The following is a 22,164-nucleotide window of genomic DNA, read 5'->3' on the forward strand; positions in this document are numbered from 1 at the left end:
GGAAGCTTCCTTCGAGGCCGTTTCACCGGCCCCTCCGGGCTTTCCCTTCGTTGTCACCAGCTTATCAGACTCTTTCGGGCCCGATTCCCGCCGGCGGGGATTCTCGCTTTCCTGCTTTCGCGTTCCGGCCTTTCGGCTTTCCCGCTTCACCGACTTTAGCAGATGCTTTCCGTCGGATTTACCACCGGATTACGAGGACACACGTTTCCGCAGCGACTCGTCCCGGGGGTTGTCCCAACCTAGTGGACCCGCCCGGTCGGAGCAAATCCGCTGCCCAGAGGTGTGGGCGGTAGGGAGGGGGTGGCAGACTAAGTGGTCTGGACCACTTGCAGGAGGCTTCACTATGACGACTGTTTCGGCGCCCCTGAGCGGGCGAGTCATCGGACTGGCCGCCGTGCCCGACCCCGTGTTCTCCGGCGCGATGGTCGGTCCCGGCACCGCGCTCGACCCCGTGCGCGAGCCGTCGACGGCGGTGTCCCCCGTCGACGGGGTGGTGGTCTCCCTGCACCCGCACGCGTTCGTCGTGGTGGACGCGGAGGGCCACGGCGTGCTGACGCACCTCGGCATCGACACGGTGCAGCTGGGCGGCGTGGGCTTCGAGGTGCTCGTCTCCAAGGGCGACACCGTGGCGCGCGGCCAGGAGATGGTGCGCTGGAACCCGGCGGCGGTCGAGGCGGCAGGCAAGTCCCCGGTGTGCCCGGTGGTGGCGCTCGAGGCGACGCCGGAGTCACTGTCCGGGGTCGTGGAGGACGCCGACGTGGTCGTCGGGGCCACCCTCTTCTCCTGGACGTAGCCTTTTCGGCAAGGCCACTCCCGACGCAGTTGAACAAGGAACGCGGTCGCGAACGTCCGCGACAACCGGAGACGGGTGAGATGGAGACAACGCTGCAAGGCGTCGGTGTCAGCCACGGTGTGGCGATCGGCGAGGTACGGCACATGGGCACCGCGGTGCTGGAGCCCCCGGCCAAGCAGATTCCGGCCGAGGAGGCGCCGCGGGAGCAGGCACGGGCACGGCAGGCCGTCGAGGCGGTCGCCAACGACCTGATCGCACGCGGCAATCTGGCCGGCGGCGAGGCGCAGGCGGTACTGGAGGCCCAGGCGCTGATGGCGCAGGACCCCGAACTGATGGCCGACGTGGAGCGGCGCATCGCGGTGGGGAGTTCGGCGGAGCGCGCGGTGTACGACGCCTTCGCCTCGTACCGGGCGCTGCTGGCGAACGCGGGCGAGTACCTGGCGGGCCGGGTCGCGGACCTGGACGACGTGCGGAACCGCATCGTGGCGCGCCTGCTCGGCGTGCCCATGCCGGGTGTGCCGGACAGCGACGAGCCGTACGTGCTGATCGCGCGGGACCTGGCGCCCGCGGACACGGCGCTGCTGGACCCCTCGCTGGTGCTGGGGTTCGTGACCGAGGAGGGCGGCCCCACCAGTCACAGCGCCATTCTGGCGCGGGCCCTCGGGGTGCCCGCCGTGGTGGCGCTGCCGGGCGCGACGGAGCTGACCGAGGGCACGGTCATCGCCGTGGACGGCAGCACCGGCGACATCTTCGTCGACCCGGGCAAGGAGCGGCGGGCGGAACTGGCGAAGGCGGCGGCGGAGCGCAGGGCCGCGCTCGCGGCGTCGTCGGGGCCGGGCGCGACCTCCGACGGGCACATGGTGCCGTTGCTCGCGAACGTCGGAGGGCCGGCCGATGTCCCCGCGGCGGTCGCGGCGGGTGCCGAGGGTGTCGGTCTGTTCCGTACGGAATTCCTGTTCCTGGACGATTCGAAGAAGGCTCCTTCCGAGGAGAAGCAGGTCGAGGCGTACCGGCAGGTGCTGGAGGCCTTTCCCGAGGGCCGGGTCGTGGTGCGGGTGCTGGACGCGGGCGCGGACAAGCCGCTGGAGTTCCTGACGCCGGCGGACGAGCCGAATCCGGCGCTGGGCGTGCGGGGCCTGCGGACGCTGCTGGCCCACCCGGACGTGCTGCGGACGCAGTTGCGCGCGCTGGCCACGGCCGCCGAGGGGCTTCCGGTGTACCTGGAGGTCATGGCGCCGATGGTGGCGGACCGCATCGACGCCAAGGCGTTCGCGGACGCGTGCCGGGAGGCCGGTCTGCGGGCGAAGTTCGGCGCGATGGTCGAGATCCCGTCGGCGGCGCTGCGGGCGAGGTCGATCCTTCAGGAGGTCGAGTTCATTTCGCTGGGGACCAACGACCTGGCGCAGTACACCTTCGCGGCGGACCGCCAGGTCGGGTCGGTCTCGCGCCTCCAGGACCCGTGGCAGCCTGCGCTGCTGGACCTGGTGGCGGCGTCGGCCGAGGCCGCTCGCGCGGAGGGCAAGAGCTGTGGTGTGTGCGGCGAGGCGGCCTCCGATCCGCTGCTGGCGTGTGTGCTGACGGGTCTGGGCGTGACCAGCCTGTCGATGGGCGCGGCATCGCTGCCCTACGTCCGGGCGACGCTGGCGAAGTACACGCTGGCGCAGTGCGAGCGTGCCGCGGCGGCGGCGCGGGCGACGGACACGGCCGACGAGGCGCGCCGGGCGGCGCAGGCGGTGCTGTCCGGCGAGTGAGGTGGACGCGGTTCCCACAAGGGGCGGCCCGCCGGTGTGCGGGGCGCCCCTCGGCGCGTCGGCCGCGGGCGCGTGCGGTCAGTCCTCCGGGGGCGGGAGGGGGAAGCCCGGGCGGTGGACGACGCCGGGCTCGGGCGGGACGGGTTCGCCGGTCTCGGCGTCCGTGCAGTAGGCGTTGAAGACCTCGGCCTCGCTCAGCGGCCTGAGCCAGCCGTCGCGCAGCGTCCAGCCGCGGACCTCGTCGGGTGGCCCGTCCCCGGGGCCGCCCCGTCCCGGGGAACCCGGGGAGAGGGCGGTGCTGCGCACGACGAGTCCGCCGGGGCTGTCCGTCGCCAGGCCGGCGGCGAGGACGGTGCAGCAGACCAGCGCCTCGGCCTCGGCGAGGTGGACCATGCCGTGCTCGTCGCAGCGGGCGTGCATCGCCGCGAGGAGGGTGGTGTCCTCGGTGGGGACGCTGCACACCACGTGGTGGCTGCCGGGGCCCGCGGTCTCCAGGAGGCGGGTCAGCGCGTGGGAGGCGCGGTCGAAGGAGGTGCGGGCGAGGTCGTCGCCGCAGCACGCGCAGTCCCCGGCGCGCGCGAGGATGTCGCCGGCGAGCTCCCAGGTCGCCTGGCGGGTCGTCTCGTACTCGATCTGCGTGACGAGGTGTTCCAGTGCCTGGCCCGCGTAGGGGACGGTGGGTCCGGAGGCGGTGACGTCCGCCGCGTACCGCGCCCGGGTGCGGGAGGTGTCGGGGTCGGCGCCGGTGTCCGCGCAGTAGCGGGCGTACTCCCCCGGGTCGAAGACGCCGACGCGGACGTGGATGCCGCGGGAGGTCAGCGTGCGCAGCAGCCCCTCCATGCGGCGCAGGTACTCGGCGTGGTCGTGGAAGCGGAAGCTGCGGTAGCCGCGCATGGCGGCGAGGTCCGCGGCGCCGGTCAGGAGCGCGACGGTGGTCGGGGCCTCGCGGCGCAGGGCGCGGCGGCCCGTCCTGACGGTGCGGCGGGCGTTCTTCGCGCGGTTCTTGGTGTGGGTCATGGCTCCCCCTGGGTGCGACGGTGTGATGCGGTGACGACCTGGCGGTCGATGCTCACTCACCGTAACCGGGGGCACTGACAGTGACGGTCCCGGCCGCGTCGGGGGCGGGTGGGGGCCGCCCCGCGGCGGGCGGCCCCGGGCCCGGTTCAGCCGCGGGTGCGGGCCAGTTCCTCGTAGAACGCCAGGAGCCGGATGTCGTCGACGGAGCCGGGGTTGACGGCCTTGGCGAGTGGGGTGCCCTGGAGGAGTTTCTTGACGGGCACCTCGATGCGCTTGCCGGTGAGGGTGTGCGGGATGCCGGGGACCGGGATGATCTCGTCGGGCACGTGCCGGGGGGAGAGCTGCTCGCGGATGGTGCGCTTGACCTTGTCGCGCAGGGTGTCGTCGAGTTCGGCGCCCTCGGCGAGCTGGACGAACAGCGGCATCCAGTAGCCGCCGTCGGGCTGTTCGACGCCGATGACGAGGGACTCGCGGATCTCGGGGAGGCGTTCGACGGCCTCGTAGATGTCGGCGGAACCCATGCGGACGCCCTGGCGGTTGAGCGTGGAGTCCGAGCGTCCGTGGATGACCACCGTGCTGCGGGAGGTGAGGGTGATCCAGTCGCCGTGCCGCCAGACGCCGGGGAACATCTCGAAGTAGCTCTCGCGGTAGCGGGCGCCGTCGGGGTCGTTCCAGAAGTGGATCGGCATGGACGGCATGGGGTTGGTGACGATCAGCTCGCCGACCTCGTCGGTGACGGGTTTGCCGTACGGGTCCCAGGCCTGGAGGTCGGTGCCCAGGCAGGGCGCCTGGAGCTCGCCGATGTACACCGGGAGGGTCGGCACGCCGCCCGCGAAGCAGCTGCACACATCCGTGCCGCCGCTGACGGAGGCGATCCAGAGGTCCTCCTTGACCTCGTCGTGGATCCAGCGGAAGCCGTCCGGCGGGAGCGGGGAACCGGTGGTGGCCACGCACTTGACGGCCGAGAGGTCGTGGTCGCGGCCGGGGTGCACGCCGGCCTTGCGGCAGGCGATGACGTACGCGGCGGAGGTGCCGAAGACGGTGGTGCCGGTGCGCTCCGCCACCCCCCACTGGGCGCCGGTGTCCGGGAAGCCGGGGCTGCCGTCGTACAGGACGATCGTGGAGCCGGCGAGCAGGCCGCCGACGAGGAAGTTCCACATCATCCAGCCGGTTGAGGTGTACCAGAAGAAGCGGTCCTGCGGCCCGAGGTCCATGTGGAGCCCGGTCTGCTTCAGATGCTCCAGCAGGATGCCGCCCTGCGACTGCACGATCGCCTTGGGCAGGCCGGTGGTGCCGGAGGAGTACAGCACCCACAGCGGGTGGTCGAAGGGGACCTGCTCGTACGCCGGTTCCCGGTCGCCGGAGACCAGGGCGTCCCACTCCAGCGTCCCCTCGGGCGCCGCGGTGCCCAGCAGCGGGATGTGCACGACGGCGCGCAGCGAGGGCAGTTCGCCGCGCAGTTCGGCCACGACGGCGGTGCGGTCGTGCTCCTTGCCGCCGTAGCGGTAGCCGTCGACGGTGAACAGGACCACGGGCTCGACCTGCCGGAAGCGGTCCAGGACGCTGCGGGCGCCGAAGTCGGGGGCGCAGGAGGTCCACACACCGCCGACCGCGGCGGTGGCGAGCAGCGCGACGACCGCCTGCGGGACGTTGGGGAGGTAGCCGCTCACCCGGTCGCCGGGGCGGACCCCGAGGACGCGCAGTTCATGGGCGAGGGAGGCGACCTGGCGGCGCAGTTCCGCCCACGTCGTCGCATCGATGTCGTGCCGCTCGTCGAGGTGGAGCAGGGCGGGCTCGCCGGCGCGGGCGGGGTCGCCGGCCGGACGCAGCGCGTGCTCGGCGTAGTTGAGGGTGGCACCGGGGAACCACCGCGCGCCCGGCATGGAGGCGTCGGCGAGCACCGACTCGTACGGGGTGGAGAAGCGCACGTCGAACCACGCGACGACGGCCTGCCAGAAGGCCTCCGGCTCGCGCACCGACCAGGCGTGCAGCGCGGCGTATCCCGCGACGGGGTCGGCGAGGTCGGGCCCGGGCGCGCCGTGGTGCCCGGCGGCCCAGGTCTGGAAGCGTGTCACCTGGGCGCCCGCGACGCGGTCGGGACCGGGCTGCCACAGCGGCCGCACGGCCTCCGCGGGGGTGGCGGGCTCGGATGTGGTGCTCATGGGGCGGCTCCCGGACGGTACGCGGCGCTGCGTGGTGTGCGGTCGGACCGCGGCGGGCGGAATGTCCCGGCGCGCGGATGGGCAGGACGATGCCACGTGATCGTCTTCGGCGCCAGGGCCCACCCCACACATTCGGGGGTGTCACCATGTGCCGGGCCCCCGCTGTGCCGGGGGCCCGCGGGCGGCGGGGCGGCCGGGAACGCTGAAAGGGTGGGGCTCATGGATGCTGGGGACCTGGTGCGGCAGGTGCGCGCGGTCGGGTCGGCGAACGGGCTGCGGTCGGTGCGCGCCGCGTGGCGCCGCCACCGGACGGACGCGCGGGACCTGCCGCGGCGGGGCCCCGAGCGGGCGCGGGTGCCGGGGGCGGCCGAGGGCGCGGACCCGCTGCCGGGCGGCGGGCTGGTGCGGTTCGCCCGGTCGAGCCTGCGGGTGCGGGTCACGGCGGGCGGCGCGGTCTTCTGCGGCTGGGACGGGGCGGAGCCGGAGCCGTCGTACGCGCTGGCGGCCGGCTGCCCGGACGCGGACGTCCGGGCGGTGATGGAGCCGGACAAGGACGGCTGGCGGGTGGTGTCGGAGCGGGTCACCGTGACGGTGTCGCGGCACGGCGCCGTGGAGTTCCGCACGCCCGGGGGGCTGCTGCTGCGCAAGGACCTGCCGCCGCGCTGGTGGGACCCGATCGGCTCCCCGGAGGGCACCGAGGCGCGCTGGGTGCAGCGCTCGGAGACGGCGGCGGACGCGGCGGTGTTCGGGCTCGGCGGGCGGGCGTCGGGGCCGCGGCTGGGCGAGGGCTCGTACCGGCTGTGGAACACCGACCCGGACGGGGCCTTCGAGCCGGGGACCGATCCGCTGTACATCACCATGCCGGTGCAGTTGGTGGTGGCGGACGCGGGCAGCCACCTGGTGTTCCACGACAACACCTGGGACGGCCGGGTGACCCTGCGCGACGGCGAGGAGGGCGCGGGCTCGGGGCACGACCGCCCCGGGGGCTGCGAAGTGCGCGTGGACGGCGGCCCGCTGCGCTACTGGGTGATCCCCGGCACGCCGTCGCGCATCCTGACCGCGTGGACCGCGCTGACCGGGCGCCCCGCGCTGCCGCCCCGCTGGGCGCTGGGGCACCAGCACTCGCGGTGGGGCTTCGGCTCGGCGGCCGAGGTGCGCCGCGTCGTGGCCGGCTACCGGGACCGCGGGCTGCCGCTGTCGGCGATCCACCTGGACATCGACCACTACGACGGCCACCGGGTCTTCACCGTCGACCGCGAGCGGTTCCCCGATCTGCCCGGGCTGGCGGACGAGTTGGGAGCCGGCGGCGTGCGCCTGGTGTCGATCGTCGACCCGGCGGTCAAGGAGGAGCCGGGCAACCCCGTGCACGACAGCGGGACGGCCGCGGACGCCTTCGTGCGCGACGCCCACGGCGAGACCGTCCGGGGTGTGGTGTGGCCGGGCGAGGCGGTGTACCCCGACTTCACCGACCCGCGTGTGCGCAAGTGGTGGGGCGGGCTGTACGCGGAGCGCCTGGCGCAGGGCTTCGCCGGGGTGTGGCACGACATGAACGAGCCGGTGTCCTTCGCGGCGTTCGGGGACGCGACGCTCCCCCGATCGGCCCGGCACGCCCTGGAGGGCCGCGGCGGCGACCACCGCGAGGCGCACAACGTCTACGGCCTGGGCATGGCGCGGGCCGGTTACGAGGGGCTGCGCGAACTGCGCCCCGACAGCAGGCCGTTCCTCTTCTCCCGCTCGGGCTGGGCGGGCATGCAGCGCTACGGCGGCACCTGGTCGGGCGACGTCACGACGGGCTGGCCGGGGCTGCGCGCCTCGCTGTCGCTGGTGCTGGGCCTGGGGCTGTGCGGGGTGCCGTACTCGGGGCCGGACGTCGGCGGGTTCACCGGCAGCCCGTCGCCGGAGCTGTATCTGCGCTGGTTCCAGATGGCCGCGTACTTCCCTTTCTTCCGCACGCATTCGGCGATCACGGCGGGCCGCCGTGAGCCCTGGGAGTTCGGGCCGCGGGTGCTGGAGGGCGCGCGGGCGGCGCTGCGCGAGCGGGAGCGGCTGATGCCGTACCTGTACACGCTGGCGCACGGGGCGCGGCAGTCGGGCGCCCCCTATGTGCGGCCGGTGTGGTGGGGCGACCCGGAGGACCGCAAACTCCGGTCGTGCGGGGACGCGTTCCTGCTGGGCGACGCGCTGCTGGTGGCCCCCGTGATGGAGCAGGGCGCCACCGAGCGGGCGGTGCGGCTGCCGCGCGGCGTCTGGTACGACACGGCGACCGGGGAGGCGTACCAGGGCCCCGGGCAGGTGCTGCTGCCCGCGCCGCTGGAGCGCATCCCGGTGCTGGTGCGGGCAGGGGCGGTGGTCCCGGTGGCGGAGGACGACGGCTGCGTGGTCCTGGAGGCGTGGGCGCCGCAGGCCGGGCGCACGGGCGGCGGCCTGCTGGTCACCGACGCGGGCGACGGCTGGGCGGAGCCGCGTACGGAGCGTTTCTCCTCCCGGCTCGCGGACGGTGCGGTGGTCGTGGCGCGCCAGGGGCACGACGAGGTGGGCCGGGCCGTGCGGGTGCGGGGCGCCGCCGCTCAGTAGCGGCCGGCGAACCAGTTCCGCACGGCCTCCGTGTGCAGCGGGAAGGCGAGCGGGACGGGCGCGGTGAGGATCTGCCGGGAGTCGGTCTCGTCCGTGGGGACGTCCGGCGGCAGGTCCTCCTCGGCCCGTTCGGGCAGCAGCCCGAAGAGCAGCACATGGCCGGTGTCGCCGCTGAGGGCGTCGGCGAGCCGGACGTCGTCGACGGAGGCCTTGATGCCGGTCTCCTCGTCGAGTTCGCGGACCACGGCCTGCTGCCAGGTCTCGCCGTGGTCGACGAATCCGCCGGGGAGGCCGAGCATGCCGCGCGCCGGCTCGATGGTCCGCCGGACGACGACCAGCCCCGTCGTGCCGTCCGTCCGCACGGGCAGCAGCGCGATCGCGACCGGCAGCGGGTTGCGGTAGGTGACGTTGCCGCAGACCGGACAAGTCCGCGGCCATCCGGCGCCGGGGCCGAACGCGGCACCGCAGTAGGAGCAGTGGCTGTCCTTCTGACGATTGGTCACCCGCGGACTGTACCCCGTCCGGTACGGCCTCAGGGTGTCGGCCGCCGATCCCTGTCCGACACGGCGGGTGACAGGGCAGACTGGCCTGCGTGACACCCGAATCCCTGCGAAAGGGCGCCAATCTCCCGGTGCCCGTACCGGCCGTGCGGGCCGTGCTGGACTGGTCGCCGGGCCCCGGCGTGCCCGATGTCGACGCCTCGGCGCTGCTGCTCACCGCCGAGGGGCGGGTGCGTTCGGACGGCGACCTCGTCTTCTACAACCAGCCCGTGCACGGCTCCGAGGCCGTACGGCACGTCGGGAAGCAGCAGGGCCCCGCGCTGGCGACGGACGCCCTCGACGTGGACTTCGCGCGGGTGGAGCCGGCCGTCGAGCGGATCGTGCTCTGCGCGTCCGCGGACGGCGGGACCTTCGGACAGGTGCCGGGGCTCCGGCTGCGCCTGCTGGACGCCCGCAACGGGGCGGAGATCGCGCGCTTCGACATGCGGGCGGAGTCGGAGACGGCCTTCGTCGGCGGGGAGTTGTACCGGCGCTCGGGCGTCTGGAAGTTCCGCGCGGTGGGCCAGGGCTGGGCGTCCGGACTCGCGGGACTGGCCACGGACTTCGGCATCACCGTCGACGCGCCGGCGGCCACCGCCGCCCCCGCCGTACCGCCGCCTCCCCCGTTCCCGGTGACGGCGCCCCCGCCCCCGCCCCCGCCCGCGCCGGTCGCGGCCGTACGGCTCACCAAGGGCGAGGAGCACCTGCCGCCCGACATGCGCAAGCGCCTGAGCCTGCGCAAGGAGCAGGTGGCCGTCAGCCTGCGCAAGCACGGCGCGGCGGACGTCGTGGCGCGGGTGGTGCTGGTCCTCGACGCATCCGGCTCGATGAGCGGCCTGTACGCGCGGGGCGTCGTGGCCGGGGTCGTGGAGCGCATGGCGGCCGTCGCGGCGCAGATGGACGACGACGGCGAGATGCAGGCGTGGACCTTCGCCTCCTTCCCGGCGCGCCTGCCGGACCTGCGCCTGGCGGAACTCCCGGAGTGGCTGCGGCTGCACGTGCGCGTCGGCGAGCTGAGCCTGTTCGGCCGGCCGCGGAAACCGCGCGGGGGCATGCAGCCGGGCCAGGTCGACATGCGGTTCGTCGGCATCCAGAACGAGGAGCAGAAGGTCATCGCGGAGGTCCGGGACTTCGTGCGGGCGAACCCGGCGCCGGTGCCGACCCTCGTGCTGTTCTTCTCCGACGGCGGTGTCTACCGCAACGCGCAGATCGAACGGCAGCTGCGGGAGGCGGTCGAGGAGCCGCTGTTCTGGCAGTTCGTCGGACTGGGCCGGGCCAACTTCGGTGTGCTGGAAAGCTTCGACACCTTGCCGGGACGGCGCGTCGACAACGTGGGGTTCTTCGCCGTGGACGACATCGCGGCCGTGCCGGACGCCGAGCTCTACGACCGGATCCTGTCCGAGTTCCCGTCCTGGCTGACCGCCGCGCGGCAGGCCGGCATCCTGCGCTGAACCTCCCGCTTGTCGGCGGCGGCCGGCCCGTACGACTCCAGGACGACGGGGGCGCCCAGCGCCGCGCCGACCGCCTCCGACCAGGCGGCCGCGTCCGCACCGGGGACGTCCCAGCGCGCGGGCCGGGCGGTCGCCAGCCGGGCGGTGAGGGCGGCCTGAGCGGTCAGGTCACCGGTGCGCGGGACGTGCAGCCGGCTCTCCCCGGTGTCGTAGCCGCGGACGAGGCGGAGCTCCGGGCAGCGGGCGGGGGCGTCGAGGTGGGTGAGCGCGAGGGCGTCCACGCCGCCGCACACCTCGACGGCGTAGGCGTGCGCCACGGCGTCGAAGTGGCCGACGCGGAAGGCTCCCTGCCAGGCGCCCGTGCCGTTGTGGGGTTCGGGCAGGACAGGGGCGAGCCCGGGGCCCTCGGTCATGTGCGGCCCGGGGCCGTGCCGCGTGGTGTACGCGCGGACGACCCCGAGGCGCCGTGCCGTCCGGCCCGACTCGGCGAGCAGCGCCTCGGCGTTGGCGAAGGTGGTCGTCGACCAGGTGGTGTACGGGTGGAAGCCGTGCCACTCGTCGAGGAGCACTCCCTGGGCGCCCTCGAACACCACGAGTCCGGTGCGCAGCACGCGGGCCAGGTGCGTGCCGTCGGTGAGGGTGACGGCGCGGGCGAAGGCGGTGAAGGCGTCGGCGCAGTGCTCCGGCGGCGGTGCGGGCAGGGCGCGCCCGAGCTCGTCGGCCAGGCGGTCGTGCAGGAGGCGGAGCTTGCGCAGCAGCCGGGGGCGGGAGACGCAGTCGCCCGCGGTGGGTGCGTCCTCAGGATGCGCGAGGGCGTAGGCCGCGGTCTCCCCGATGCCCATGCCGCACGAGCCGTGCCGCGCCGCCCCGCGCGCCCGCTCGCGCAGGCGGTTGGCGGCGGCGTGGTAGGGCGTGGTGAGGCGGGCGTCGCGGTCGACGGTCAGCAGGGCGTACGGCGCCGGGACGCCGAGCGCGGTGAGGTGGTCGGCCTCGGCGGCGAGCGCGAGCGGGTCGACCATCATGAAGCGGGACAGGTGCGTCGGCACCCCGTGCAGGGTGCCGGAGCCGAACTGGGCGAAGGTGTGGTGGCGTCCGTCGGCGGTGACGACGTTGTGGGCCGCCTGGGCGCCGCCGTTGAAGCGGACCACGGCGTGGACCGGCCCGGTGGCGCAGAGCCGGTCCACGACGGTGCCCTTGCCGGCGTCGCCGTAGCCGAGGTCGACGACGATGGTGTGCACGGTTCCCGGTCCCTCCGGTGGGGTGGTGCGGTTACAGGCGTGTCGTACCGCGGGAGTCACCCGCGCCGTCGGTGTCGTCGGTGCCGTCGGTGTCCTCGAGAAGCGAGGTGTCCGTGACCGCCACGGCCGAGCGGTCGCGGTCCAGGGCGGCCAGGGCCATGCCGACGGAGGCGGTGGCCGCGGAGCCGACGTCGTCGAGGTCGTCCAGCCCTTCGGCGAGGTCGATGGCCTGCTCGCCGAGACCGACGGTGAGGGCGATGGTCTCGCAGACGGCGTCCAGGTCGTCCAGCTCGATGACGTTCTGGCCGAGCAGCTTGCGCCAGGTGCCGAGGACCTCTGCGTTGCCGACGTACGAGGAGCCCGCCGGCAGGATGTAGTAGACGTCGAACTTCTGCCGGAGCTCGGCGACGATCCGCGTGACGGGGATGTCCTCGGGGAGGTCGTCGCCGAGCACCTCGTACACCTCGTCGGCCTTGACCTTGCCGTAGGGCAGCTCGTCGCCGACGAGGAAGAGGTAGCCGCGCCGGCCGCGCTTCTCGTGGCAGTCGAGGGCGGTGTGCCGGGCCATGGCGTAGAGGGCGAGTTCGTACGACTCGGTCATCTGGCCGCCGCCCCCGCCCTCCAGCAGGATGTTGCCGAGGTCGTCGTCCATGCGGTTGTCGGACTCGAACTGGCCGAGCTGGAGCGGGACCCGGTCGCACGTGGCGTCGCCGATCGCGCCGAAGAGGATCTGCGGGTGCTCGGTGTAGCCCTTGCGCAGCAGCAGCCCGAACAACTCGGGGAGCTTGGTCTGCAGCACCTGCGGGACGGTCCGCATGGAGCCGGTGACGTCGAACAGGACGGCGATGGCGAGCGAGGTGGGGTGCTCGTCGGAGTCGCGGCTCTCGCGGACGCCGATGCCCTTCGGGTCGAGCGAGGGGTGCGCGGCCCAGGAACCGCGCGGTGCGGACGAGGTGACGCGGTCGCTGTACGCGAAGGCGCCGGTGCCGGAGGCGGCGCGGTAGCGCGCGGCGGCGTCGTAGACATTGGTGGACCAGCTTCCGCTGCCCATGGTGTTTCCCCCTTGGTGGGTCAGGTGCGGGTGCCCGGCATGGTGAACGGGCGGAAGGTGCGCGGGCCGTAGAGGCGTTCCAGGGCCTCGTCGAGCTCGGCGAGCAGCCGCCACGCGTCGTGCGGACGGCGGGCCTCGGCGGGGAGCGTGCAACCGCGGAGGAAGGCGCGCAGCGGCGTGGGCGCCCGGTCCCCCATGAGTTGCGCGACGCACTGCGAGGCGAGGTGGATGTCGGTGGCCTCGGTGGCGGGACGCCGGCCGGTGACCTCGGGCGGGTAGAGCGCGCGATGCCGCTCGACGAGCGCGGGGACGGTCGCACCGCGCTCGGTGGCGTAGCACCAGTCGATCAGGACGAGGCCGTGCCGCGCGGGATGGATCAGGACGTGCTCGGGCAGGACGGCGCCGTGGACGATCCCCGCGCGGTGCGCCCAGCCGAGGGCGACCAGCAGCCGGCGCCACATCCAGGCGGCGTCGCGCGGGTCCAGGCCGCCCGGGTGGAGGGCGCGGACCTCGGCGAGAGTGTGGAAGCCGCGCAGCCGCCGGAGGGCCTTGACGCGGCGCTCGGTGCCGTCGGGGCCGCGGTGGCGGAACGACTCGACGAGACGGGGGGCGTAGGCGCGGTGCCGCGCGTCGGCGACGGTGTGCAGCCGGGTGAGGGCGTCCGCCTCACGCTCCATCAGGTCGTTGTCGGCGGGGCGGCGCGGGATCTTCAGCACGGTGTCCGGACCGCCGGCGCGCAGCACCGCCAGGTCGCCGGTGGCGAGCACACGGCCGAGCGGGTACGTGCCGCGGGCGGTGGTGAGCACGGGGCCGTCGCCCGTGTGCCGCCGCCACTGGGCGGTGAGCCGGACGAAGGCCGTCTCCGCCTCGGCCGCACGGCCGGCCGGTGCCGTGTCGGGGTGGAGCAGCCGGGCCAGGCGGCGGTAGTGGCGGGCGGCCTCGGCGCCGTCGAAGGGGAACGGGCGCCCCAGGGCGGCCAGCGCCTCGTCGAAGGTGCGCGGCCGGCGGGCGGTGGTGGTCATCGGACGCTCTCCTCCCGGTCGGGGCGGAGCAGTGCGGGATGCAGCAGGCGGGCGTCGCCCGCGCGGTAGAGCCGGGCGCGGGGGCCACCTTTGGCCCCGCCGCGCGCGGCGGTGGCGCCGGTGGACTCCACGAACCCGGGGACGGAGAGGATCTTGCGGTGAAAGTTCCCCGCGTGCAGGGTCCGTCCCCACACGGCCTCGTAGACGGAGCGGAGTTCGGTGACGGTGAACTCCTCGCCCAGGAAAGCCGTGGCCAGCGGGCTGTACTCGATCTTGGAACGGGCGCGTTCGAGGCCGTCGGCGAGGATCGTGCCGTGGTCGAAGGCGAGCGGCGTGCCGGTGTCGGACGGCGGCGCTTCGGCGGACCGGCGGCCGGAACCACCCCCGTGGATCCCGGCCGGCCGGTCCTGCTCCATGGGACGCGGCGGAGCCGCGTCAGGGTTCCCCTCCGGGGCGACGGACGCCACCGGGACCCACTCGGCCGCGGCGGCGTCGCTGCCGGCGCGGGCCTCGGGGAGGTCCGGGGCGAAGGCGAGATAGGCGACCGAGACGACGTGCATGCGCGGATCGCGGTCGGGTGCGCCGTAGGAGCCGAGCTGCTCGAGGTGGACGCGGCCGAGGCCGCGCTCCTCGTCCAGCCCGGTCTCCTCGGCGAGTTCCCGGGCCGCCGCCTGGTCCAGGGATTCACGGCCGGCCCGCACGAAGCCGCCCGGCAGCGCCCAGGCGCCCTCGAAGGGCGGCGCCCCGCGCCGTACCAGCAGTACCTGGAGGACCCCTTGACGCAGGGTCAGTGCGACGACGTCGACGGTCACGGCGATGGGGTCGAAGGCGCGTGGGTCATAGGCGGCGAGGAAGTCGTCCTCGCCCTGCCGGTCCGCCATCCCCCGCCACCTCCGGCCAGTTGTTCTCACTTCGAGTATTTCTCGCTTCGAGAAGAACCTAGCAGCCGACCCGGACGGGGTCCAGCCTGTTTTCGTCACGAACCGTGCGGCGCGCTCCCCATGAGGGGGCGTCACAGGCGACGGTGCGCCGGGCCCGTCCTCGACGGCGATGCCACGGCTCGTCGGTGGTCGTAATCAGGTGATCTGTCCGATAGCTTGACGGTTCATCACCCCAGGACAACACTTCCGGGTGGCGCGGAAGCCGGGCGGGAGGCGGGACCCTCTGCACCCGTGTCTCCGTGCGATTCTCTGGCCGGCGCACACCCGACACGTGCGCCCGCAGAAGGAGCCGCCATGTATTCCAACGGAGACGTCTTCGTCGGCGAGATCATCGGAACGGCGATCCTGGTCCTCTTCGGCGCCGGTGTGGTCGCGGGCGTGCTGCTCCACCACTCGAAGGCGCGGGCGTCGGGCTGGATCGTCATCTCCTTCGGCTGGGGGCTCGCTGTCCTCGCCGGCGCCTACACCGCCGGACCGCTGTCCGGCGGCCAGCTCAACCCCGCCGTGACCTTCGGGGTCGCCATCAGCTCGGGCAAGTGGACCCAGGTCCCGTACTACCTGGCCGGGCAGATCATCGGCGCGATGCTCGGCGCCGTCCTGTGCTGGCTCGTCTACTTCGGCCAGTTCCGGGCCAACGCGGAGGAGGAGGCCCGGCAGCCCACCCTGGCGGTGTTCTCGACCATCCCCGAGATCCGCGTCTGGTGGCAGAACCTCGCCACCGAGACCATCGCCACCATGGGCCTCGTCCTGCCGATCCTGGCCTTCGGCCTCAGCAAGGGCCTCGGCGAGACCGGCACCGGCACCCTCATCGTGGCCCTCCTCGTCACCGGCATCGGCCTGTCGCTCGGCGGGCCCACCGGCTACGCCATCAACCCCGCGCGCGACCTCGGGCCGCGCATCGTCCACGCCGTGCTGCCCATCCCGTTCAAGGGCACCTCGGACTGGACGTACGCGTGGATCCCGGTGGCCGGCCCGCTGCTCGGCGGCGCCCTGTCAGGTCTCATCTACAACGCAGCGTTCAAGTGAGGCGGTCATGACCGAAACGTCCGACCAGGCCACGCGATACGTGGCAGCCATCGACCAGGGCACGACCTCCAGCCGGTGCATCGTCTTCGACTCCCACGGGTCGGTCGTCGCGCTCGACCAGCGCGAGCACCGCCAGATCTTCCCCAAGCCCGGCTGGGTGGAGCACGACGCGACGGAGATCTGGTCCAAGGTCCAGGCGGTGGTGGCGGGCGCGCTCGCCAAGGCACGGCTGCGCCCCGACCAGCTCAGCGCCCTCGGCATCACCAACCAGCGCGAGACGACCGTGCTGTGGGACCGCGCCACCGGCCGCCCGGTGCACAACGCGATCGTCTGGCAGGACACCCGGACGGCCGCGCTCTGCGCCCGGCTCGGCGGCACCGACGGGCAGGACCGCTTCCGCGAGTCCACCGGGCTGCCGCTCGCGAGCTACTTCTCCGGGCCCAAGGCCGCCTGGCTGCTGGACAACGTACCCGGACTGCGGCGCCGCGCGGAGAACGGCGAGATCGCCTTCGGCACCGTCGACTCCTGGCTGATCTGGAACCTCACCGGCGGCACCGAGGGCGGCGTGCACGTCACGGACGTCACCAACGCCAGCCGGACGATGCTGATGAACCTGGAGACGCTCCAGTGGGACCCGGCGATCCTCGCCGCGATGAACGTCCCCGAGGCGGTCCTCCCGGAGATCCGCTCCTCCTCGGAGGTCTACGGCACCGCGGTCGGCGCCCTCGCCGGGGTCCCGGTCGCCGCCGCGCTCGGCGACCAGCAGGCGGCCGTCTTCGGCCAGGCCTGCTACGCGGCGGGCGACGCGAAGAACACCTACGGCACGGGCAGCTTCCTGCTGCTCAACACCGGCGACCGCCCGGTGCCGTCCAAGAGCGGGCTGATCACCACGATGGGCTACCGGCTGGGCGGCGAGCCGCCGGTGTACTGCCTGGAGGGCTCGATCGCCATCACGGGCGCCCTCGTCCAGTGGTTCCGCGACAGCCTCGGCATCATCAGGTCCGCCGACGAGATCGAACCGCTGGCCGCGAGCGTCGCGGACAACGGCGGCGCCTACATCGTCCCGGCCTTCTCCGGCCTGTACGCGCCCTACTGGCGCTCCGACGCGCGCGGGGTGATCACCGGCCTCACCCGGTACGTCACCAAGGCGCACCTGGCGCGGGCCGTGCTGGAGGCGACGAGCTGGCAGACCCGCGAGGTCGTGGACGCGATGTACCAGGACTCCGGGGTGCGGCTGACCGGGCTCAAGGTGGACGGCGGCATGACCGCCAACGGCCTGCTGATGCAGCACCAGGCGGACGTCCTGGGCGTCCCGGTGGTGCGGCCCCGGATCCCGGAGACCACGGCGCTCGGCGCCGCCTACGCGGCGGGGCTCGCCACGGGTGTGTGGGACGGCCTGGACACGCTCAAGGCGCACTGGCAGCAGGACGCGCAGTGGGAGCCGCGGATGGACGCGCAGACCCGTGAGGAGGGGTACCGCAGCTGGAAGAAGGCGGTCGAGCGCAGCTTCGGCTGGGAGGACGAACCGACCGGCGCCGCCGGCGCCGGCGAGGACGACGATCTCGACGACCGCGAGGACGACGTGCCGGTGCCGGCCGTCTGAGCGGGCCGCGCGGCTCAGTTGGCGGCGGCCGCCCGCCGGACCCCCGCCAGCCGGGCCGCGTGCTCGACGACGGTGATCAGCACCCTCTTCGCCGAGGCGCGGTCCCGCGCGTCGCACATCAGCAGCGGCACCTCGGGGTCGAGGTCGAGCGCGTCGCGGACGGCCTCGGGCTCGTGCTTCTCGGCACCCTCGAAGCAGTTCACGGCGACGGCGAAGGGTATGCCGCGCCGCTCGAAGTAGTCGATCGCGGAGAAGCAGTCCTCCAGCCGCCGGGTGTCGGCCAGGACGACCGCGCCCAGGGCGCCCTGCGCCAGCTCGTCCCACAGGAACCAGAAGCGGTCCTGGCCGGGGGTGCCGAAGAGGTAGAGGACCAGGTCCTCGCGGAGGGTGATGCGGCCGAAGTCCATCGCCACGGTGGTGGTGCGCTTGGACTCGACGCCTGCGATGTCGTCCACCGGGCGGCCCGCCTCGCTCAGCGCCTCCTCGGTGCGCAGCGGCCGGATCTCGCTGACCGCGCCGACGAGCGTGGTCTTGCCGACGCCGAAGCCGCCCGCCACCAGGATCTTGAGGGTGACCGGCTCGACGACGGAAGGACGGCGGTCAGAGCGCCCGAAGACCATCGATCACTCCTGGAATTGTCGGACGGTCGGCTCACGGCAGGGGGAACCCTACTACGATCCGACCGCCCAACTCGCCGCGGCCCCCGTGCCGTTGCGGCCCGGTGGGTTCTTCCCGGACGGCGCCGTCGTCACAGGGCGCGCAGGCCGTCGATGACCTCGCGCAGCAGCCCCTCGTCGGGCAGTTCGGCGGGCGGCACCGGGCGGGTCACGTGGACCAGCCCGGCCTCCAGTACGTCACCGACGAGCACGCGGACGACACCGACCGGCAGATCGAGGTCGGCCGCGAGTTCCGCGACCGACGTCGGCTGCTCCCGGCACCGTTCCACGATGTCGACGTGCTCGGGCGACAGGGTGCGGTCGGCGTCCTCCTCGGCGTCGCCGGAACGGGACTCGGAGATCACCAGGGCGATCAGGTCGAGCCGGCTCTCGGCGGCATGGCTGGTACGCCCGCGCGTCATCGCGTAGGGCCGCACCACGGGCCCGGCGTCGTCGTCGTACCAGCGGTCCGCTTCGGAAGTCATCGCGCGCCCGTCACACCGCCCGGGCGTCTTCGTCGCGCGGCGCGGTGGCCAGGTGCACGCCCACCCGCTTCACCAGCAGCGCCATCTCGTACGCGATCTGGCCGACGTCGGAGTCGGCGTCGGCCAGGACCGCCAGGCAGCTGCCGTCGCCGGCCGCCGTGACGAACAGGAATGCCTCGTCGAGCTCCACGAGGGTCTGCCGGACCTGGCCGGCCTCGAAGTGGCGTCCGACGCCCTTGGCGAGGCTGTGGAAGCCGGAGGCGACGGCGGCGAGGTGCTCCGCGTCCTCGCGCGACAGTCCTTCGGACGCGCCCGTGGCCAGGCCGTCGCCGGACAGCACGAGGGCCTTGCGGATGCTGGCGACGCGGCCGACCAGCTCGTCGAGGAGCCAGCTCAGCTCGCGGGTCGGGCTCGATGGTGCGGTCATGGACCGTTCCCCTCAGTGGTGGTTCTGGTTGCGCTGTCTCCCCCCGGCTCCGCCGGGGCAGCCCCCGGGCGGGCGGGACGGGGGGCGTCTGGTTCGTCGAGGTGGTCCGCCCGGCCGCGTTCCCAGCCGCGCTGGAGGGAGGCCATACGGTCGCGCACCTCCTCGGGGGTCCGCTCACGGCCGCCGCCGTCCCCGGTCGGGCGGGCGGCGGGAACGGGCGTCTCCGTGCTCGTGTCGGTGCGCAGTTGCGGGGCGAGGCTGGCCTGCCGCACCCGGCGCGGGAGCCCGCCGGTGGCGGCCGCCTCCGGTGCGCGGGGCGAGTCGGGCGCATCAGGCACATCGGGGTCGGGCGCGGGACGCTCCTCGGTGCCCGCGGCGACCGGCCGGCCGTTCTCGGCGACCAGCACCGGGGTGCGGCGGCGGCGCGGCAGGGCGCCCGGCTCCGCCGGTTCCGGCGCGGCCGCCGGAACCACGGTCAGCGGCGCGGCCCCGGGGCCCGGGTCGTGCCTGCGGTGCTCGCGCGGCTCCTCGTCCGGCTCCGGGTTCAGGCCCCAGGTGCGGAAGCCGTGCTCGGTGGCGGTGGACATGGCGTCGTCGCCCCCGTCGGGGCCGCCGAGGTCGACCGGCTCGCCGAAGACGGCGTCCTCGGCGCGGCCGCCCGCGCCGGCGGCGTCACCGCCGTCGGTCAGCAGCTCCGTGGGGACCAGGACGACCGCCGTGGTGCCGCCGTACGGGGACTGGCGCAGCGAGACGCGCACGCCTTGGCGCCGGGCGAGCCGGCTGACCACGAAGAGGCCGAGCCGGTCGGTGTCGGAGAGCTCGAACTCGGGGGTCTCGGCGAGCCGGAGGTTGGCCTCCAGCATGGCGTCGGGGGTGAGCCCGAGGCCGCGGTCGTCGATCTCCAGGGTGAAGCCGTTGGCGACGGCCTCGCCGTGCACCTGGACGTGGGTGTGCGGGGGCGAGAACACCGCGGCGTTCTCGATGAGTTCGGCGATCAGGTGGGTCAGGTCGGCGACGGCGGTGCCGGTGACCGCGAGCCGGGGCAGCCGGCGCACCTCGACGCGCTCGTAGTCCTCGATCTCGGCGACGGCCGCGCGGACCACGTCCATCAGCTGGACCGGCTTGCGCCACTGCCGTGACGGCACCGCGCCGGAGAGGATGACCAGGCCCTCGGCGTGCCGGCGCATGCGGGTGGTCATGTGGTCCAGGCGGAACAGGTCCGCGAGTTCCAGGCCGTCCTCGGTGCGGCGCTCCATGGCGTCCAGCAGCGTCAGTTGGCGGTGCAGCAGGACCTGGCTGCGGCGGGCGAGGTTGACGAAGACCTCGGAGACGCCGCGGCGCATCTCGGACTGGCGCACGGCGGCCTCGACGGCGGCCCGCTGGAGGGTGTTGACGGCCTTGCCCACCTGGCCGACCTCGTCGTCGGAGTAGTCCAGGCGGGGCGCCTCGGTCTCGACGTCGACCTCCTCGCCGGCGGCGAGGCGGCGCATGACACGGGGCAGCCGGACGCCGGAGACCTCCTGGGCCTCCTTGCGCAGCCTCGACAGGTCGCGGATGAGGCCGCGGCCGATGCGGAAGGAGACGACGACGGAGGCGATCACCGCGACGAGGCCGAGACCGCCGGCGATCGCGGCGCTCGCCAGCAGCCGCATGGCGATCGGTTCGGCGCTCTTCTTGTAGAGGTCGCCGGCCTCGGTGCCGGTGCGGTCCAGGTCGCCGAGGGCGGCGGTGGCCGTGGACTGCCAGGAGGCGCGGTCGGCGGCCCTGGGGGCGCCGCCGGCCGCGGCGGCGATCACGGCGTCCTCGGCCGTGCGCAGGGCGCGGGCGGCCGGGCCGTCCCAGTAGTCCCGGTAGACGGCGCGCTCCGCCTCGGTCAGCAGGCCGAGGTTGTCGGCGAAGTAGGCGCGCTGCTCGGCCACGGCGAAGGTGAACGAGCGCATCTCCTGAGGGCTCATGCGGCCGGCCGTGACGGCGGCGGCCATGAGCGCGTCCTCCTGGCTGACCGCCTCGCGGGCCCGGGCGAGCTGGATCAGCGCGCGGCTCTGCTTGTCGATCGCCGCGTTGTTGAGCGGGTTGAGCGTGTCGAGGAAGTCGTAGCAGGGGCGGAACAGCGCGCTGTAGGCGGCGAAGGCCTCATTGCGGCCCACGGTGCCCTTGACGACCTTGTCGCGCAGCGCGTCGACGGCTCCGAAGCCGCTGACGACGAGATCGAGACGGCGGCGCGCGTCCTCGGTGAGCGGGGCCCGGTTGGCGGGGGAGCCCGCGTTGGAGCGCAGTCGCGCGATCAGGCCGTCCGTCTCGCGCTCGCGGCGCAGCAGGACGCCGCGGGTGTCGGACCGGCGAGGATCGGCCAAGTACACCAGGGAGGCCCGGCGTTCCTGCTGGAGCGCCTGAACGGTGTCCTCGACCGGGTAGCGGAGTTCGTTGACCGTGCGCTCCACACCGAACAGGCCCCACACCTGACGGCCCGTCAACGTGGCCGCGAAAGCCCAGATGGCCGTGAGGGACACCAGCGGAATGAGCAGCAGTGCCACGATCTTCCGCCGGATCGTCGTACCGCGAAAGCGCATGGCCTCCCCAACGTCGGACCCGGTCACGGGGCGTCCTGTTCCGGCAATAAACGGCGCGAGCCTACTACTGCAACCTGCCCCGTCCGAAAGCCCGCCTTCCACTCTTGTCCCGGGACGACCCGATTCGTACGGATGAACGGCGGCCGTCCCTGGCCGAAATGCAGCGCATCGGGAACCACGGGCACCTGTCGTTCGTGATCGGGGCGGGAGGGGCGCTCCGGAATGCGGGGGGCATTCATCGGCGGATACCGGGCAGCCACTCTGGAGTCGGACATCGGGGGTCCGGCACCGCACCACCCGGATCCCGCGAGGGAGCAGATTTCGTGGACGACCTTGTCGAGGACGCATTGGATCGGGACATTCCGGAACGCCGGAAGCGGCGCTCACTGTGGGTCGAGGAGCCGGTCGGGCGGCCGCGCATGCCCGATCCGGTCCGTGTCTCGGCCGTGCGGGCGGTGCTCGTCGTGTCCTTCACGCTCATCGCGGCGGTGGTCGCGACGCTGGGGGCGGCCGGCCACTCGTGGATCGCGGCGCCCGCGACGCTCGCCGCCATAGGCAGCACCGTGGTGGCGACGTGGGCGGTGCTGGACGTGTGGATCACGCGCCAGGTGTGGAACCAGCGCAACGGCGTGATCTCCAGCCCCAGCAGCGCCGCCCGCGCGCTGCGCCGCGAACGGCGGCGGGAGCGGCGCCGGGCACGCCGCGGGACACACGGCACGGGCGGTGCCCGGACGCTGCCCGGGCACCGGGCGCGGGTGGCCTCCTAGGGCGTGTTTCGAAAGTAGCGCCGGCCGCCCGGAGGGCGGGTCCCGCGGCTCCCCCAGCTACCGCTGGGGGTACCCCCAGGTGCGGTGCATC

Annotated in this window: 18 protein-coding genes; 7 read left to right on the forward strand and 11 right to left on the reverse strand. The window is 74.0% G+C overall.

What is annotated here, in order from left to right; translation table 11 throughout:
- The first annotated feature begins 343 nt into the window (after nt 1–343).
- Both ACIP64_RS41055 and ptsP read left to right on the forward strand, forming a co-directional pair.
- A complete protein-coding gene (locus tag ACIP64_RS41055) occupies nt 344–793 on the forward strand; it encodes a PTS glucose transporter subunit IIA (RefSeq protein ID WP_401597880.1) in 450 nt (149 codons plus the stop codon).
- Nucleotides 794–873: 80 nt separating this feature from the next.
- Nucleotides 874–2,544, forward strand: coding sequence for a phosphoenolpyruvate--protein phosphotransferase (ptsP, locus tag ACIP64_RS41060; protein ID WP_401597883.1), 1,671 nt, complete (start codon nt 874–876; stop codon nt 2,542–2,544).
- A 78-nt stretch (nt 2,545–2,622) separates the two neighbouring features.
- Here the strand turns inward: ptsP and ACIP64_RS41065 are convergent, their stop codons facing one another.
- A complete protein-coding gene (locus ACIP64_RS41065) occupies nt 2,623–3,561 on the reverse strand; it encodes a hypothetical protein (RefSeq protein ID WP_401597886.1) in 939 nt (312 codons plus the stop codon).
- 146 nt (nt 3,562–3,707) lie between these two features.
- Entirely contained in the window at nt 3,708–5,723 is a 2,016-nt protein-coding gene (locus ACIP64_RS41070) for an acetoacetate--CoA ligase (protein ID WP_401597888.1), read from the reverse strand.
- A 219-nt stretch (nt 5,724–5,942) separates the two neighbouring features.
- Between ACIP64_RS41070 and ACIP64_RS41075 the strand changes: the two genes are divergently transcribed.
- Nucleotides 5,943–8,297 carry a glycoside hydrolase family 31 protein gene (locus tag ACIP64_RS41075; RefSeq protein WP_401597890.1) on the forward strand — a complete coding sequence of 785 codons (2,355 nt, stop codon included), beginning with the start codon at nt 5,943–5,945 and terminating at the stop codon, nt 8,295–8,297.
- Here ACIP64_RS41075 and ACIP64_RS41080 read toward each other — a convergent pair.
- Nucleotides 8,291–8,800, reverse strand: coding sequence for an NUDIX domain-containing protein (locus tag ACIP64_RS41080; protein WP_401597893.1), 510 nt, complete (start codon nt 8,798–8,800; stop codon nt 8,291–8,293). The genes ACIP64_RS41075 and ACIP64_RS41080 overlap by 7 nt on opposite strands.
- 89 nt (nt 8,801–8,889) lie before the next feature.
- On the opposite strand from ACIP64_RS41080, the gene ACIP64_RS41085 reads away from it, so the two are divergent.
- Nucleotides 8,890–10,287 (forward strand): VWA domain-containing protein, encoded by a 1,398-nt coding sequence (locus tag ACIP64_RS41085; RefSeq protein WP_401597896.1) that lies wholly within the window; start codon nt 8,890–8,892, stop codon nt 10,285–10,287.
- On the opposite strand, the gene ACIP64_RS41090 is transcribed toward ACIP64_RS41085, so the two are convergent.
- Genes ACIP64_RS41090 through ACIP64_RS41105 form a run of 4 tightly spaced genes read right to left on the reverse strand, consistent with a single transcriptional unit; the run spans nt 10,218 to nt 14,479 of the window.
- Nucleotides 10,218–11,525: an adenylosuccinate synthetase gene (locus ACIP64_RS41090; RefSeq protein WP_401597898.1), complete on the reverse strand. Its 1,308-nt coding sequence runs from the start codon at nt 11,523–11,525 to the stop codon at nt 10,218–10,220. The two genes, ACIP64_RS41085 and ACIP64_RS41090, sit on opposite strands and share 70 nt — an antisense overlap.
- 31 nt (nt 11,526–11,556) lie before the next feature.
- Nucleotides 11,557–12,576: a hypothetical protein gene (locus ACIP64_RS41095; protein WP_401597900.1), complete on the reverse strand. Its 1,020-nt coding sequence runs from the start codon at nt 12,574–12,576 to the stop codon at nt 11,557–11,559.
- Between the two features lie 20 nt (nt 12,577–12,596).
- On the reverse strand, nt 12,597–13,598 hold the full coding sequence (locus ACIP64_RS41100; RefSeq protein WP_401597903.1) for a molecular chaperone DnaJ: 1,002 nt from the start codon (nt 13,596–13,598) through the stop codon (nt 12,597–12,599).
- Nucleotides 13,595–14,479: an NUDIX hydrolase gene (locus ACIP64_RS41105; RefSeq protein WP_401597905.1), complete on the reverse strand. Its 885-nt coding sequence runs from the start codon at nt 14,477–14,479 to the stop codon at nt 13,595–13,597. The genes ACIP64_RS41100 and ACIP64_RS41105 overlap by 4 nt, the downstream gene beginning before the upstream one ends.
- Nucleotides 14,480–14,833: 354 nt before the next feature.
- Here ACIP64_RS41105 and ACIP64_RS41110 point away from each other — a divergent pair, with 354 nt between their 5' ends.
- Together ACIP64_RS41110 and glpK are read left to right on the forward strand one after the other, a co-directional pair.
- Complete coding sequence (locus ACIP64_RS41110; RefSeq protein WP_401597907.1) at nt 14,834–15,565, forward strand: MIP/aquaporin family protein; 732 nt, start codon at nt 14,834–14,836, stop codon at nt 15,563–15,565.
- Between the two features lie 7 nt (nt 15,566–15,572).
- Nucleotides 15,573–17,168, forward strand: coding sequence for a glycerol kinase GlpK (gene glpK, locus ACIP64_RS41115; RefSeq protein ID WP_401597909.1), 1,596 nt, complete (start codon nt 15,573–15,575; stop codon nt 17,166–17,168).
- A gap of 14 nt (nt 17,169–17,182) precedes the next feature.
- Here glpK and ACIP64_RS41120 read toward each other — a convergent pair whose 3' ends face one another.
- The 4 genes from ACIP64_RS41120 to ACIP64_RS41135 all read right to left on the reverse strand — a co-directional run bounded on the left by ACIP64_RS41120 (nt 17,183) and on the right by ACIP64_RS41135 (nt 21,306).
- Nucleotides 17,183–17,788, reverse strand: a complete 606-nt coding sequence (locus ACIP64_RS41120; protein WP_401597911.1) for a GTP-binding protein — start codon at nt 17,786–17,788, stop codon at nt 17,183–17,185.
- Nucleotides 17,789–17,916: 128 nt separating this feature from the next.
- A complete protein-coding gene (locus tag ACIP64_RS41125; protein WP_401597913.1) occupies nt 17,917–18,309 on the reverse strand; it encodes a DUF742 domain-containing protein in 393 nt (130 codons plus the stop codon).
- Between the two features lie 10 nt (nt 18,310–18,319).
- Nucleotides 18,320–18,736: a roadblock/LC7 domain-containing protein gene (locus tag ACIP64_RS41130; RefSeq protein WP_360911660.1), complete on the reverse strand. Its 417-nt coding sequence runs from the start codon at nt 18,734–18,736 to the stop codon at nt 18,320–18,322.
- Nucleotides 18,733–21,306 (reverse strand): nitrate- and nitrite sensing domain-containing protein, encoded by a 2,574-nt coding sequence (locus ACIP64_RS41135; protein ID WP_401597915.1) that lies wholly within the window; start codon nt 21,304–21,306, stop codon nt 18,733–18,735. The genes ACIP64_RS41130 and ACIP64_RS41135 overlap by 4 nt, the downstream gene beginning before the upstream one ends.
- A gap of 323 nt (nt 21,307–21,629) precedes the next feature.
- On the opposite strand from ACIP64_RS41135, the gene ACIP64_RS41140 reads away from it, so the two are divergent.
- Complete coding sequence (locus tag ACIP64_RS41140) at nt 21,630–22,073, forward strand: hypothetical protein (RefSeq protein WP_401597918.1); 444 nt, start codon at nt 21,630–21,632, stop codon at nt 22,071–22,073.
- The last annotated feature ends 91 nt before the right edge of the window (nt 22,074–22,164 follow it).

It is taken from the genome of Streptomyces sp. NPDC088733 (assembly GCF_044751185.1).
GTDB lineage: Bacteria > Actinomycetota > Actinomycetes > Streptomycetales > Streptomycetaceae > Actinacidiphila.